Origin of the sequence: Streptomyces sp. 35G-GA-8 (genome assembly GCF_023534745.1) — a bacterium.
GTDB lineage: Bacteria > Actinomycetota > Actinomycetes > Streptomycetales > Streptomycetaceae > Streptomyces.
This window is the reverse complement of the sequence record NZ_JAMHJQ010000003.1, coordinates 636357-651002: the sequence shown is the minus strand read 5'-3', so window position 1 is coordinate 651002 and position 14646 is coordinate 636357. Positions and strand designations below refer to the sequence as shown.

General features: G+C 70.4%; 12 protein-coding genes. 10 read left to right on the top strand and 2 right to left on the bottom strand.

Annotated elements, in window-relative coordinates; genetic code table 11:
* Positions 1–11 precede the first annotated feature (11 nt).
* Entirely contained in the window at positions 12–671 is a 660-nt protein-coding gene (locus M1203_RS09185) for a hypothetical protein (RefSeq protein ID WP_249949038.1), read from the bottom strand.
* Between the two features lie 476 nt (positions 672–1147).
* On the opposite strand from M1203_RS09185, the gene M1203_RS09180 reads away from it, so the two are divergent.
* The 10 genes from M1203_RS09180 to M1203_RS09135 all read left to right on the top strand — a co-directional run bounded on the left by M1203_RS09180 (position 1148) and on the right by M1203_RS09135 (position 13871).
* Complete coding sequence (locus tag M1203_RS09180; RefSeq protein ID WP_249949037.1) at positions 1148–1972, top strand: hypothetical protein; 825 nt, start codon at positions 1148–1150, stop codon at positions 1970–1972.
* Positions 1973–2338: 366 nt separating this feature from the next.
* Complete coding sequence (locus tag M1203_RS09175; RefSeq protein ID WP_249949036.1) at positions 2339–2722, top strand: pilin; 384 nt, start codon at positions 2339–2341, stop codon at positions 2720–2722.
* A gap of 314 nt (positions 2723–3036) precedes the next feature.
* Positions 3037–4632, top strand: a complete 1596-nt coding sequence (locus M1203_RS09170; RefSeq protein ID WP_249949035.1) for a hypothetical protein — start codon at positions 3037–3039, stop codon at positions 4630–4632.
* A 6-nt stretch (positions 4633–4638) separates the two neighbouring features.
* Positions 4639–5589 (top strand): PrgI family protein, encoded by a 951-nt coding sequence (locus tag M1203_RS09165; RefSeq protein WP_249949034.1) that lies wholly within the window; start codon positions 4639–4641, stop codon positions 5587–5589.
* Positions 5586–7445, top strand: a complete 1860-nt coding sequence (locus tag M1203_RS09160) for a VirB4 family type IV secretion system protein (protein ID WP_249949033.1) — start codon at positions 5586–5588, stop codon at positions 7443–7445. The genes M1203_RS09165 and M1203_RS09160 overlap by 4 nt, the downstream gene beginning before the upstream one ends.
* Positions 7442–9832, top strand: coding sequence for a helicase HerA domain-containing protein (locus tag M1203_RS09155; protein WP_249949032.1), 2391 nt, complete (start codon positions 7442–7444; stop codon positions 9830–9832). The genes M1203_RS09160 and M1203_RS09155 overlap by 4 nt, the downstream gene beginning before the upstream one ends.
* Before the next feature lie 43 nt (positions 9833–9875).
* Complete coding sequence (locus tag M1203_RS09150; RefSeq protein WP_249949031.1) at positions 9876–10865, top strand: replication-relaxation family protein; 990 nt, start codon at positions 9876–9878, stop codon at positions 10863–10865.
* A complete protein-coding gene (locus tag M1203_RS09145) occupies positions 10862–11797 on the top strand; it encodes a bifunctional lytic transglycosylase/C40 family peptidase (protein WP_249949030.1) in 936 nt (311 codons plus the stop codon). Before M1203_RS09150 ends, M1203_RS09145 begins: the two co-directional genes overlap by 4 nt.
* Positions 11794–12663, top strand: coding sequence for an extensin (locus M1203_RS09140; RefSeq protein WP_249949029.1), 870 nt, complete (start codon positions 11794–11796; stop codon positions 12661–12663). Before M1203_RS09145 ends, M1203_RS09140 begins: the two co-directional genes overlap by 4 nt.
* A gap of 356 nt (positions 12664–13019) precedes the next feature.
* Complete coding sequence (locus tag M1203_RS09135; RefSeq protein WP_249949028.1) at positions 13020–13871, top strand: helix-turn-helix domain-containing protein; 852 nt, start codon at positions 13020–13022, stop codon at positions 13869–13871.
* A 236-nt stretch (positions 13872–14107) separates the two neighbouring features.
* Here the strand turns inward: M1203_RS09135 and M1203_RS09130 are convergent, their stop codons facing one another.
* Positions 14108–14596, bottom strand: a complete 489-nt coding sequence (locus M1203_RS09130) for a hypothetical protein (protein ID WP_249949027.1) — start codon at positions 14594–14596, stop codon at positions 14108–14110.
* Positions 14597–14646 lie beyond the last annotated feature (50 nt).

Genomic DNA, 14646 nt, shown 5'->3' with positions numbered 1-14646 from the left:
TCCTCGATCCTTCAGACGTGGTGGATCGCGGTGAGGACGATGAGGTCGCTGTGCGTGACTCCGGGGGCGGCGTCGGTGGGCGGGTTGGGTACGAGGCGGTCTTCGGCGGGGTGGGTGTGGGCGATGACGATGTGCTGGAGGTAGCGGAAGCCGGCGGTGCGTGCGCAGGCGATGAGTGAGCCGAGGGGGTCGGTGAGTCCTCCGGCGTCGCGGTGCTGGCGGGTGGCGAGGAGGAGCAGTCCGTCGGCGGGCATGAGGCGGTGGGCGCGGTGGAAGAAGCCGGGCCAGCCGTTCTCCATCGCCCCGGGCATCTCGCTTGCGGCTGGTGTCAGGGGGCCGACGGGCAGGGCATCGGGGTGGAGTTCGGCGAGCAACACCGCTGGCCTGTCCATTGTTCCGTCGGCGGTGTCGGTGTGCGTTGTGCAGGGGGTGCGGGCGTCCATGCCCGGCTCGGTGTCCCCGATGGAGAGGGTGAGCAGGGGGGTGGGAAGGTGGCCGGGGCGGTGGGTGAACTCTGCGTGGATCTTCTCGATCGCCCAGTCGGGCAGCACTCTGCCCGGGGCGGGCACGGCGTTGGGCTGGTAAGGGGCGGGGAACCAGACGGTGATCGGCAGCGAGCCTGTGGTCTGGGGGCGAGCGGTGCCTCGGTCTCGGGATGGTGTGTTGGGCATCGGCGGGTGGCGCCCGGTATGCGGGGATCGGATCCCTCTTGTGCTGACGTGAAGTAATAGGGAAGCGGCCGGGCCGGATTGCCATGGCCGCCCGGAGTGTTCGAACCGTCAGTGAGGCGGGAGCGGCGCGGGCACCGCGTCCAGGTTGAACTCCTTGCAGCTGGCTGCCTTTGTGCAGGTCATCAGGCCACCGGGCCAGTGCCGGGCCACCTGCGAGCCACTGCCGGGCCACCCGCACGGGCACCATCACGCGCCGGAGGGCGTGGCGGGAAATTTCTTTGTGTTCGACAGCCGATGGGGCGGTTGTGGCGGCGGTGCAGGCCAGGTGGGGCGGGCCGGTGACGGGTCATCGCACACGCCGCGCCAGGGGGTCGGAGGTGGTGCGGCGTTGGCGCTTGGCCGGTCCGCCGGTGGCACTGGGCGGTGAAAGGGGTGGCGGCAGACGTTGTCCGCCACGCCCCACAAGGAGCAGCGCCATGCACGACTCACACCGTCCCGACCGACGCCCGGCCCGCCCGTACGCCGAGGGCCGTTCCCCACTTCAAGCGCTGGAGGAGTCCTTCCTCGCGCTCACCGCAGCGGGACAGCCGCTCACGCTGCCCGCGCATCTGGTCTGCGAGGAGCCGGAGCAGCCCGTCCTGCCTGTCGACCAGGTGCGTACTTGTCTCGCCCACCCCGCCACCGCTCCGGCGCTGCGCGAGCGGACCTGGAGTGAGGTGGTCCGCCGTGCCCAGCGGCTCGGCCAGCCGTGGGACACGGTGGCCATCGCAATGGCCGTGCCGGTGCTGCGCCGGATGCTGGCCCGTCTGGCGCGTCCGGCTCACCTGGAGCGCGCCGAGGTGGAGCAGGAGGCCCTGGCCGCTGTCGCCGCCGCACTGCACACGGTGGACGTGAACACCGCAGATGTGGGCCGGGAACTGTTCGCGGCGGCCGACCGGGCGGTGCACCGCCTGGTGTACGCGGCGCGCCGCCAGGCAGTACGGGAGACCGGACCGCTGGCGTCACAGGCGCACTTGGAACAGCTCGCGGTCTCTGCGGTCGGAGCTGGTTGGCCGGCCGTCGCCGATGTCGCTGAAGACGCCGGGCAGGGGGACGAGTACGCGGTGCTGGCCCGCGCGGTCCAAGCGCGTGCCGTGAATGTCGACGAGGCGCGGCTGATCGCCCGTACGCGTCTGGAGGGTGAGCCGGTGCAGCGCCTTGCCATCGAGCGCGGGGTGAGTACACGTCAGCTCTACCGCCACCGGGCCGCCGCGGAGCAGCACCTGGCCGACTACCTGACGGGTCGGCTGCGCGAGCGGTGAGTTGAGCCGTACGGAGGCACTCTGGCCGCGGATGTCAATCTCCGCTCGGTGAGTCTCTATTACGGGTAAGCGGCTGCCGCCGGATGCATGCCAGGCACCCGGAGGCAGCCGCCCGACAAGGACCCGACAGCATTGCGCTGGCGGGTTCTTGCTGCCAGGTGGGGTGAGCACCTCCGTCTCGTGCTGACACCCGAGTACCGCCTTGTTCCCGCCCGTCGCTCACGTAAGGAGGACGGCCCCGGGCCGAGGGATCGGTGCTCACCCCACTTCGGGTGCATGACAACGCGCGACATGTCCGCGTTCTCTCTCCGCTCCTTTCCGCTTTCTCCTGCTGCCCTGCTGTGTCCCGCTGGAGGTGCGTCCGCCATGCTCACAAGACTCCGCCGGCCACGTCGGCCATTGGTCGGCCTGGCGGGCCGATGGGTGGCCCGGTTCGGCTTGACCGCCGTCTGCGTCCTCTTCATCGTGCTGGTGGACGCGTCATACGTGTGGGCGGTCTCGGACATTCCGACCGTGATCAGGAATCTGCGGAACTGGGTTGTCGGTCTCCTTGCCGGGCTCGCCACGCTGTTTCTGACCTTCGGCGGGCTGCGCTACTTGATGGCCGGGGGCGATCCGGGGGAAGTGGAGGCCGCCAAGAGGGCGTTGAAGGCCGCGGCCATCGGCTACGGGCTGGCGCTCCTGGCCCCCGTGATCGTGACGGTGCTGCAGGGCATCGTAGGCACGGGAGACGGCGGGGGCGGTCAGTGACCCGCACGCGGCGTCTGGTCCGCGCGTTACAGCTGCTGTTCCTGGTCTTCTTCGCCCTGGTTCCGCTGTCCGCTCAGTATGCCGCCGCGCACACTGCGGACCAGGCTTCTTCAGTACCGGCGGCTCCGGAGCCGGAGCCTGTTCCCGCCCCCGGCCCGACCCCCGCGACGGACCTCCCCAGACAGCAGCCGGAACGGCCTCGATCCCCCGAGCCGACCCCTCGTCCTACGCCCCCGGCGTGCGAGGCAGGCGGCGTCTCCTGCGAACCCGGGGGTGATGGTTTCGGCTTCGGGGACCTCCTCGACATCCCGGGCGTGATCGTGAACGCGATCACCTCGTTCCTCGGCATGCTGATCGAGCAGATCATGAAGCCGGTCCGGGAGTTCCTCGCCGATACTCTGCTGGCCACCCCCGATGTCACGCGGCATGCCGACATCAAGAAGCTGTGGACCGCCATGCTGGGCATCACGGCCGGGATCTACGTGTTGTTCGTGACCGCGGGCGGCATCACGGTCATGGGCTACGAGACCGTCCAGACCCGCTACGCCCTGCAGCAGATCGTCCCGCGCCTGCTGCTCGGGATGGCCGCGGCGGCCACCTCCCTGACCGTGATGGGCAAGGCGATCAGCCTGTCCAACGCCCTCGCCCACGCGATCATGGCCACCGACATGGCCGACGCCGGGCAGGGCATGGTCGAACGCGTCCTGCCCTTCGCCCTGTTCGGCGCCCCGGGTCTCAAGCTGTATCTGCTGATTCTGGCGATCATGATGATCGCGCTGGTCCTCGCCGTGCTGATCGGCTTCCTGGTGCGTGTCGCGGTGTTGGCGCTGATCGCCGTCGCCGCGCCCTTGATGCTGGCGTGTCACGCCCATCCGCTGACCGATCCCGTCGCCCGGCTGTGGTGGCGCGCGCTGGCCGGATGCCTGGTCATCCAGGTCGCCCAGTCGATGGCCTTCGTCCTCGCCCTGAAACTCTTCTTCGCCCCCGGCGCCACCACCCTGGGCATCCCCAGATCCGACCAGCTGGGCACGATGCTCGCCGGAGTCGCCCTGTTCTGGGTGCTGTTCAAGATTCCCGGCTGGACTCTCCAGGTCGTTCTGCGCGGGACTCCCGTGCACAACCCGCACCCGCCCACCGCCGTGCGGATGCTCAAGCACCTGGCGATGTACCGGCTCATGGACCACTACCTGCCCGGTATGAGCCTGCTCCGCCACCGCCCCGGCGGCGGTGGCGGAGGTGCCGGATACGGTCCCGGCCGCAGCGGGCCGGGAGGCGGAGGTGTCCGTCCGGGACGGAGCGGGCCGGGAGGCAGAGGCGGGAGTGGCCACGGTCGTCCGCGCTCGGCCGGGCAAGGGCGTGGTGGGGATGTGCGGGGCCGGGTTCTGCTCGCCGGTGGCCGTGCTGCCCTGGGCCGCCCCGGAGGAGCGGGCCGGCCCACCCCCGGTGCCCCGGCCGCGCCGGATGGGCGCCGCGTGGGCGCCGTTCTCGCCGCGTCCACGCCCGCCGCAGCCGGTGCTCGTGGCGCCGCCGTACCAAGGCCGGGCCGGGCTTCCTCGCGCCTCCGCACCCCGAGCGCCGCTTCCCTCGCCCGTACACCGGGAGGTCCTCGCGCCGTGATCCATCCCGCCCAGGCTCGCCGGACACGGCAACTGGCTCTCCCCGTCGCCGTCCGGCGCACTCCAGCCCGGTCGCCCAGGTCCACCCAGATGTGGCTGCCGATCCGCGCCGACCGTACTCCCGCCCTACCCCAGGCGGCGGCCTCCGTCAGGGCCACCGCACCGTCACCGCCTCGCCCCGCCCGGGTGCCCCGTGCTCGTCAGCTGGTCCTGCCCGTTCCCGCCACGCGTGTACGCGTACGCCCGCCGCGCCCCATGCAGCTGCGACTGCCCCTCGAACCGCCCCGGAGGTAAACCCGCATGACCCAGCCCGACGAGAGGGCGGACACCCCGTACGCCACTCGCATCCCCGCCGACATCGCGCGCCCCGACCGCCTCCTGGGACCGTTCACGGCCCGGCAGACGGCCATCCTCGCTGTCGCCGCAATGGTGTTGTACGGCGGCTGGTGGGCGACGCGCCCTTTCATGGCGCCGCTCGCGTATACGGCCCTGGTGATTCCGCTCGCCGGTACGGTGGCCGCGCTCGCGCTCGGCCGGCGGGACGGCATCGGCCTGGACCGTTTCCTGCTCGCTGCGCTCGCCCATGCCCGCACGCCCAAACGCCGGGTGCACGCCCCCGAAGGAGTACCGCCGCTGCCCGGCATCGTCCCGGATAGATGGGCCGGGGCCGACCGGCCGCCCCCGGCCGCGATGCACATGCCGTACGACGGCATCACCACAGGTGGCGTGCTCGATCTGCGCGGCGCGGGCAAGGCGGCTTTGGCGACGTGCTCCACGGTCAACTTCGAGCTGCGTTCAGCGGCCGAACAGCAGGGCCTGGCCGCGGGGTTCGCGCGCTGGCTCAACTCCCTGACCGGCCCGACGCAACTGCTGGTGCGTTGCCACCGCATCGACCTCGCACCGCTCGCCGGCATCCTGCAGCAGGATGCCGCCGCGCTGCCGCACCCGGCGCTGGAACAGGCTGCCCGCGCGCATGCCGACTTCCTCGCCGACCTTGCCACCGGCGGCAACCTGCTCGGCCGGCAGATCGTGCTGGTCGCCCGCGAAGAACCTGCGGCGCACGGTGTGCGGCGCAACGCGGGCGCGGGGCGGGCACTCCAGCGAGTGGCCGAGGCTGCCCGTGCGCTCACCGCTGCCGAGATCACCGTCACCCCGCTTGACGCCGAGCAGAGCGCAGACCTGGTCAGCGCGGCCTGCAACCCAGACACACCCACCCCGCACGAAGACGGATCGGAAGGTGACCTCGCATGACCCGGTTCCTCTTCGGCCGCCACCGCACCGCTACCGACGTACCGGCCGTCGACGGTGCCCGGCTGCTGGATGTGGCCGGGCCCGAGGCCATCGAGGTGCATGCGCGCGCCCTGGCCATCGGCGCGCACCTGGCTACCACGCTGGTGGTCACCGGCTACCCAGCCGAGGTCACCCCTGGCTGGCTCGCCCCGTTGTTGAACTTTCCCGGCCATCTCGACATCGCCCTGCACATCGAGCCTGTCCCCAACCCGGTCGCCGCCGCCGGGCTGAAGAGGCAGCGGGCCCGTCTGGAGTCCGGCCGCCGTACCGGTTTCGACAAGGGGAACCTGGATGATCCCGAGGTGGAGGCAGCCGCTGCGGATGCCGCCGAACTCGCCTACCGCATCGCTCGCGGCGAGGGGAAACTCTTCTACGTCGCCCTGTATCTGACCGTGCACGCCCCGGACGAGGACGCCCTTGCCGAGCAAGCCGCCGCTGTCCGAGCGGTCGCCGAGTCTTTGCTGATGACGGTGGCACCGACCACCTACCGGGCTCTGCCGGGCTGGCTGGCCACCCTTCCGCTCGGCATCGACACCCTCAAGATCCGGCGTACCTTCGACACCGCCGCGCTCGCCGCGTGCTTCCCGTTCACCAGCCCTGACCTGCCGATCACCACCGGCGAGGGGGGCACGGCGTCCGGGGTGCTGTACGGGCTGAACGCGGTCTCCGGCGCTCCCGTGGTGTGGGACCGCTTCGCGCAGGACAACTACAACTCCATCGCCCTGGCCCGTTCCGGCGCCGGCAAGTCCTACCTGACCAAACTTGAGCTGCTCCGGCTTCTGTTCACCGGGGTGACCGCTTCGGTGATCGACCCGGAGGACGAGTACGTACGCCTCGCCGAAACCGTCGGCGGACACGTCATTGCGCTCGGCGCCCACGGCGTATGCCTCAACCCCTTCGACCTACCCACAGCGGACGGCGAGGAGGACGTTCTGACGCGGCGGGTGCTGTTCCTGCACACGTTCCTCGCCGTCCTGCTCGGCACCGAGCTAACCGCAGCCGAGAAAACCCTTTTGGACAGGTTGATCCCTACCGCGTACACGCGCGCCGGGATCACCGCGGATCCCCGTACCTGGCAGCGCACGCCGCCCGCGCTCGGCGATCTGGCGGCCATTCTGACCGACGACGGAAGCGAGGCAGCAGCCGATATCGCCAACCGGCTCGCCCCGTTCATCACGGGCTCGCATGCCCAGTTGTTCAACGGCCAAAGCACCACATCCGCTTCGGCGCATCTGGTGGTGTTCGCCCTGCGGCAGCTTCCGGAAGAGGTCAAGGCCCCGGCGATGCTGCTCGCTCTGGACGCGATCTGGCGGCAGGTCACCCACCGCGTCGGCAATGGCCGGCATTTGGTGGTGGTGGATGAGGCATGGCTGTTGATGCAAGAGGGAGCCGGTGCCCGTTTCCTGTTCCGCATGGCCAAGGCCGCCCGCAAATACTGGACGGGGCTCGCTCTGGTTACCCCGGACGCCGACGACGTCCTCGCCTCCCCACTCGGCCGGGCCATCGTCTCCAACGCCGCCACACAGATCCTGCTCCGCCAGGCCCCGCAGGCCATTGACACCATCGCCGAGAACTTCCGTCTCTGTCACGGTGAACGGGAATTCCTGCTCTCAGCGACCCGCGGTGAGGCGCTGCTGCTGACCGGGGACCGCCGCCACAAGGTCGCCTTGATCAGCGTCGCCGCGCCCGGCGAGCACGAAGTGATCACTACGGACCCGTGGGAGCTCGCTGCCCAGCACCAGGGAGACGAGGACCCCGACGCCAATGGCTCATACATCGATGAACCCCAGGGCGGCGATGAAGGGTGGGAGTCGTGACGGCGGACGTATCGCCGGCCGCCGTTCAGCCGGACGGGCCGCTGGTGGATTTCCTCACCGACCCAGGCGGTTTCTGGACCACGGTCAGCGACGGGGGTGTCGACTGGCTCGGTGCGCATGTGCTCGTCCTCGCCGCCTGCGCGGCGATCGCCGTGTTCACCGGCTACGCGGTGAGGCATCAGCTACACCTCGCGCAGCAGCGACGCCTCGCTGATGGTGCTCGCTGCGTGGAGATCCTCGCGCCGCCCCACGTCGCGCCCAAGGGCGGCGAGGTCCTGTGGGCCCAACTGGCGGGGCTGCTGCGTCCGTGGTGGCGCCGTATCACCACCGGTCAGCCGCACCTCGCCTTCGAATACACCTGGTCCCACACCGGGCTGCGCATCCGCCTGTGGGTGCCGGGCACGGTGCCGCTGGGCCTGGTGCGACGGGCGGTGGAGGCCGCCTGGCCCGGCGCCCACACCCGCCTCACCGAGCCCAGGACGCTGCTCCCGGCCGGACATACGGTCGCTGCGGGGCGGCTGCGTCCAGCACGCCCCGGCATCATGCCGCTGCGGACCGACCATACGACCGACCCGCTGCGCGCGCTGCTGCAGGCGGCCACCGGCATGGCAGAGAACGAGTCCGCGTGCGTACAGATCCTCGCCCGCCCCGCCACAGGCAGGGCGCTGCGCCGAGCACGCCGCCAGGCCCGGCGGCTGAAGGCCGGACAGAGTCCCGCACGGCTTCCCGCCCTGGCCGCGCTGCTCCTCCACCGTGCTCAGCCCACCACGGCCGGCAAACAGGATCCCGAACACGGCGCCGCCGTACGACAGGCCGTCGCGAAACTCTCCGGTTCTCAGTGGCAGTGCGTTCTCACCTACGCCGCCGCCTGCTCCCCGGAAACGGAACGCGCCCAGGACACAATGCGAGGCCGTGCGCACGCCCTGGCGTCCGCGTTCGGGCTGTACGCCGACCGCAACTATCTGGCCCGTACCCGCCTGAGCCATCCCGAACACCGGCTGGATACCCGGCACTTCCCGGCCCTCTCCGCGCTGCTGTCGGTTCCAGAACTCGCCGCCATCGCCCACCTCCCGGTGGACCCCGACGCTCCCGGCCTGCGGCGGGCCGGAGCCCGCTCCGTCCTGCCACCGCCCACGGTGCCCGAACCGGCGCCCGGCAACGGCGTCAAACCCCTGGGCCGCTCCGACACAGGGGCCCGCCGACACGTCGGCGTGACGGTCGCCGACGCCCGCCACCACCTCCACGTCATGGGCGCGACCGGGTCCGGCAAGTCCACCCTGATCGCCAACCTCGTCCTCGACGACGTACGCCACCACCGCGGCGTCATCGTCATCGACCCGAAGGGCGACCTCGTCACCGACCTCCTCGACCGCCTCCCCGACACCTGCGCGGACCGCCTCGTCCTGATCGACCCCGACGACCCGCACACACCGCCCTGCCTGAACGTCCTGGACGGCAAAGACATCGATGTCGTCGTCGACAACATCACCGGCATCTTCCGCCGCATCTTCACCGCCTTCTGGGGACCAAGAACCGACGACGTGATGAGGGCAGCCTGCCTGACCCTCCTCAAACACCGCGACCACACCCACCAACTCGTCACCCTCGCCGACGTCCCCCGGCTCCTCGGAGAAAGTGCCTACAGGCTGCGCATCCTTCCAGCACTGAAAGACCCTGTTCTGCGGGGATTCTGGGCCTGGTACGAGTCGATGTCCGAACCCTCCCGCGCCGCGGTGGTCGGCCCGGTGATGAACAAACTGCGGGCCTTTCTGCTGCGCGACTTTGCCCGCCGCGCCATCGCCGCCGGCCCCTCCACCTTCGACCTCACCCAGGTACTCGACGGCGGAATCCTCCTCGCCCGCCTCCCCAAAGGCGCGCTCGGAGAGGAAACAGCCCGGCTGCTCGGCTCGTTCATCGTCGCCGGGACCTGGCAAGCCGCCTCCGCCCGCGCCCGCACACCTGAGCACCAGCGGATCGACTCCACACTGAGCATCGACGAGGCGCACAACTTCCTCACGCTGCCCTACCCGCTGGAGGACATGCTCGCCGAAGCACGCGGCTATCGCCTGTCCATGCTGCTGGCACACCAGCACCTCGCCCAGCTCCCGCGCGATCTGCGTGAAGGAATCTCCGCGAACGCCCGCAACAAAATCCTCTTCAACACCTCACCCGAGGACGGCAACGCGCTGGAGCGCCACACCCTGCCCACGCTGGCCGCGCACGACCTCGCCCACCTCGGCCCCTACCAAGCCGCCGCCCATCTCCTGACCAGCGGCGCGGAAGCCGCCGCCTTCACCCTCACCACCCGCCCCCTGCCCCACCCCGTACCCGGCCGCGCGAAAGACCTGCGCGCCGCGGCCGCCGTCCGTACCGCAACCCGCCCCTGACGCCCGGCACACGCCTCCTCCCCACGCCTGGTGGTGATCTGTCATGCCCTCACTCCCGCGCCCCGCTCACGGCCCCGGCTCCCGCTACACAGCCCGCGCCGCCACCACCCGCCCCAGACCCGCCCGGCACACCGACGTGGCTGCGCTCACCCGCATCCTCACAGACCGCGACATGTGGCTGGCACGAATGCTCCACGAACACCGAGTCCTGACCACTCACCAGATCGCCCACCTTGCCTACACGTCACCCCGCTCCGCCCAACGTCGATTGCGCTCTCTTCACCGGAATTCCGTCCTCGACTCCTTCCGGCCTCTGACACAGACGGGTTCGGCCCCCGAGCACTACACCCTCGGCCCCGCCGGCGCCGCCCTCCTCGCCGCCCACGCCGGATGCGACCTCGCCCACCTCGGCTGGCGCCCGAGCCACACCGGCCGCATCGCCTACTCCCCATCCCTCGGACACGACCTCGGCGTCAACGAACTCCTCACCCACCTTGCCGCCCAAGCCCGCACCACCCCGGACACCGGGCTGACCGTGTGGCTCTCCGAACGTTCCTGCGCCCGCCGATGGGGCGACATCGTCCGCCCCGACGCCTACGCCCAATGGCGGGGAGGCGACCACGTGCTGCCGTTCTTCCTCGAATACGACACCGGCAGCCAGCCCCTCTCCCGTGTCGAGGCGAAACTCGCGGGCTACGCGGCCTTCAGCACGTCTACAAACACTCGGCCAGCTCTGCTCATCCACAGCCGCACCCACTCCCGTGACCAGGCCATTCGCCGCCGCCTTGCCACTCCCGCGCGCGAACTCGGCCTGAACATCGCGTCCTCATCCGCGGACTTCACCACCTCCACGCCGCAGGGTCCATGGTGGAGCCCCCTCCAGCCCGGCGACACACGACGCACGACCCTCACCAACCTCGCTGCCCGCTGGCCCCACCTCGGCCCAGCCGCCGGGCTGGAACCAACCGATGCCGACACCCCCCTCACCCTCCCCGTCCCACCGCTCCCGCCCCCACCCGGTAACGACGCATGAGTTCACTGATCACCAAGACGCTCTCCGGTATCGGCTGCGCCGTCCTGGCCCTGCCATTACTCGCCGCGCTCATCATCGCCACCCTGATCGGCAGCATCCTCCCCGGCAGCAGCGTGTCGGCCACGCCAAGCAAACACGCACTCACCGACATCCCGCCCCACATGCTCGCCCTCTACCAACGCGCCGCGCCCGAGTGCCCCAGCCTGTCATGGACAATCCTGGCGGCGATCGGGAAGATCGAGACCGACCACGGGAGGCACCCGACCATGCTGTCGTCAGCGGGCGCGGTCGGGCCAATGCAGTTCCTCCCCTCCACATTCAAGGCGTACGCACATCCCGTACCACCCGGCGGAAAGAACCCGCCCACCCCCTGGGACCCGGTCGACGCCGTCCACGCCGCAGCCCGCCTCCTGTGCGCGAACGGCGCGAAGAACGGCCGTAACCTGCGCCGCGCCATCTGGCACTACAACCACAGCGACGCGTACGTGGACGAAGTCCTGAAGATCGCATCCGCATACGCCGCCTCCTCACCCGCGCCGAACTCCGCAGCCGCACGGGCGGCTGCTTTCGCCCGCACACAGCTCGGCACCCCATACGTCTGGGGCGGTGATGGGCCATCCGAAGGGGGCTTCGACTGCTCCGGACTCACCCAGGCCGCCTACCGTGCCGCAGGCATCACGATCCCCCGAGTAGCCCAGGACCAGTACCACCACGGTCCCCGCCTCCCGAAACACGCGCAACTTATGCCGGGCGACCTGCTGTTCTTCGGCACCGGCCCCGGCAGCATCACGCACGTCTCGCTCTACACCGGCAACGGCCAGGCCATCGACGCCCCGTACACGGGAGCAGTCGTCCGCGAAGGCCCCGCACGCACCCGCACCCCGTCCTTCCAGGGCGCAACAAGGCCCGCAATGCGAGGGGATGCCCGGTGAAACAGATCGCCGCCCGCGAAGCCGTCAGCCTGCTCAAATCGATGACCCGAGTACTGTGCGCCGTCGGAATCCTCGCCCTCATCTTCACCACGGTCAACGTCACCCGCTTCGCCACCAGCCGGGACGTACCCCTGCCCATCGCGGTACTCCTCGACCCCGTGATCGGAACCGCACTCGCCGGCGTCCTGTACGTAGACGCACGCCTGGCATCCTTGGGCATCCGACCACCCGCCTGGTCCACCGCCCTGCGCTGGAGCGCCGGCTGCACCGCCGCACTGATGAACACGTGGGATAGCCTGTGGCCCGACAGGCAGATCGGCTGGCCGCACCAAGCCGATCCCGCAGCCGTCCTGCTGCACCTGACCCCGGCCCTGCTCCTGATCGCCCTCACGGAAACGATCGCCGCCTACCGACGAACCGTCACCGACCTCCTGGACCGGACCAGCTCAGCCGATCCCACCGACCGGCCCAGCTCACCCCGACCGACCGGGGTACCGATCGGCTCGAACATCACCGATCGTCAACCCGTCAACACCCCACCCCCATCAGGCAGCCCCGATCCGCACCCAGCATCGGCCTACACACACGTCGGTACCCGAACGGGCCACGGCAGGCCCCACACAGGCGACGACATGCCCCGCACCCACCCACTGGCCCCCGGGCCGCTATTGGGTCACAACGGGGCGGCAGACAGGGACCTTTGGCTACGCGCCGTCGCACTGGACGACACCGCCCACGCCGCCACCGGGCAACCGGTGAGCATCTGGCGGCTGCGCACGGATCTGCGCATCGGACCGAACCGCGCCCGCCAGATCCACGACCGGCTGCAAGCCCGCCACACCAGCCCACAGCACCCAGCCGGATGATCCGCCCCGTCCCAGGAACGATCGGATGGGCACGCACCCACCATTCCAACGCGCCCTCGCAGATCGGCACACGCCTCTCACCTCGCAACCCGCCCGCGACCGTGGCACCCCTCTGGTCTGGTCCGATCGGCGATCGATCGGCCGCTTGACTTCCCACCCCGGTCCGAGCGTCCATGGTCGTGGCCGACGGACCGAGCGGGTTCCGGATACGTGACCCCGCCCGCGCCACGGCCACGTTCCTACGGGAGAAACGCGCTGCGCACGCGCCCAATCGAACACCCGCGGCCCGCACACACGGGCCGCACCCCGGCCGGGGACCTCAACCACCCAACATCTTCACGGAATCGAGGCTCCCCATGTCCCACACCACATCCGACAGCGGTCGCAGGCTCCACGCCGTACCGGCCCCTGAGCAACAGACCGGGCTGACCGGAGCGCCCGCCGCGATCTACACCGAACTGACCAGCCTCACCCAACCGGCCACCGTCGCCGAACTCGCCCTCGCCGCAGGCGTAGGCCGCTCCACCGCCGGAAAGGCCCTGGTCACCCTGGAAGAACACGGTCTGGCCGTACGTACCCCCGGCGGTCACGACGGCCCCCGCCGCACCCCCGACCGCTGGAACCCCGCACACACCAACGAGACCGGCAGCGACGACGAGACCGCTCAGGCACAAGGGAACGCCCAGCCGGACCGCTCCGCCGCCGACACACCGGATCCCGCAACCGGCGACACGACCAGCGAGAACACTACGGCCGACGAGACCGCACCGATCACCCCTATCGCGCCGGACGACGAGATCACGGATCCCGCCACCGGCCAGGCGCCCGACACACCGCAGGACACCCAGAGCACCAAAAGGCAGGCCATCGCGGAGAGTGAGGGCAGCGACAACGCCCCCGTCACCGAAGAGGCCCCTGCCCCTCAAAAGGGTTCTGTGCAGAAGGCAACGTCGGTATCAGTGGCCACAACGACGGGTGAGAAGAAGCGGCTCGTGCCCGGAGCACTGCGGCAGCTGGTCACCGACCACCTCGCAGCCCACCCCGGCGAGGCATTCACCGCCACCAAGATCAGCCGAGTCATCGAGAAGTCCTCGGGCGCCATCGCCAACGCCCTGGTCACATTGGTGAAGCAGGGCATTGCCGAGCAGGTGAGCGACCAGCCGCGCACCTACCGACGAGCCGAAGCCACTCCGGCGAGCACCGAGTAGGCGCCAAAAGGCCCTGGGGCGGAGCACCCCGTTTCAAGGGATGCTCCGCCCCAGGGCCTTTTGCGTCGTCCGATCACGGCCCGGTCTTGGCCAACTCCTCCTTCCTCACGCAACGCGCGAGGACTGCACATACCAGCGACATCGGCGTGCCGCTCATCGCTTTCGGGTTCGATGTCATTGACGTCGCGGGGATGCCACGCCGGCGCCTCGGTGTCCCCCCCTCGTGGCATGTTGGTTCATCGTCGTCCTCCGCAGCCCCCGTGACCGCAGCCGTGGCAGAAGCCGCCGCTGTTGCAAGGGCACGCGCAGGGCCCGGTAATTCGGCCCCGGGCTGCTCTGTGCCGGTCGGGGGCTGGGATCCGGGTGGTGGGCAGTGTGGTGGGATCGGGTGTGGTGTAGCGGATGGCCACGGTGAGCAGGCCGATGCGGGCTGTTCGGGGCAATCGGTCGAGTTCCTTCAGGCAGTACGGCACGTTGGGGTCACCAGGGCCGATGGGAATCCGGCACCGCGTGAGGAGCTGGCAGGCGGCTTCCGCCACGGCCCAGGCGAGTGAGGTCTGGCCCAGGTGTTCGCGTTCCTCGGCGGACAGGTGGTCCGCGGCGCGGGCCAGCAGCTGGGTGAGCGGTGGTTCTTCCCCGTTCACACAGGCGACGAGGCGAGCGTGGGCGTGCTGAAGGATCTGATGTACCGCCGTGGGGTGCTGCGGCGCATCGCTACTGGGCATGGAGGAGTTCCTCTCCGGGTGGGCGGGCCGGGGTGGTCCCCGGCCCGCCG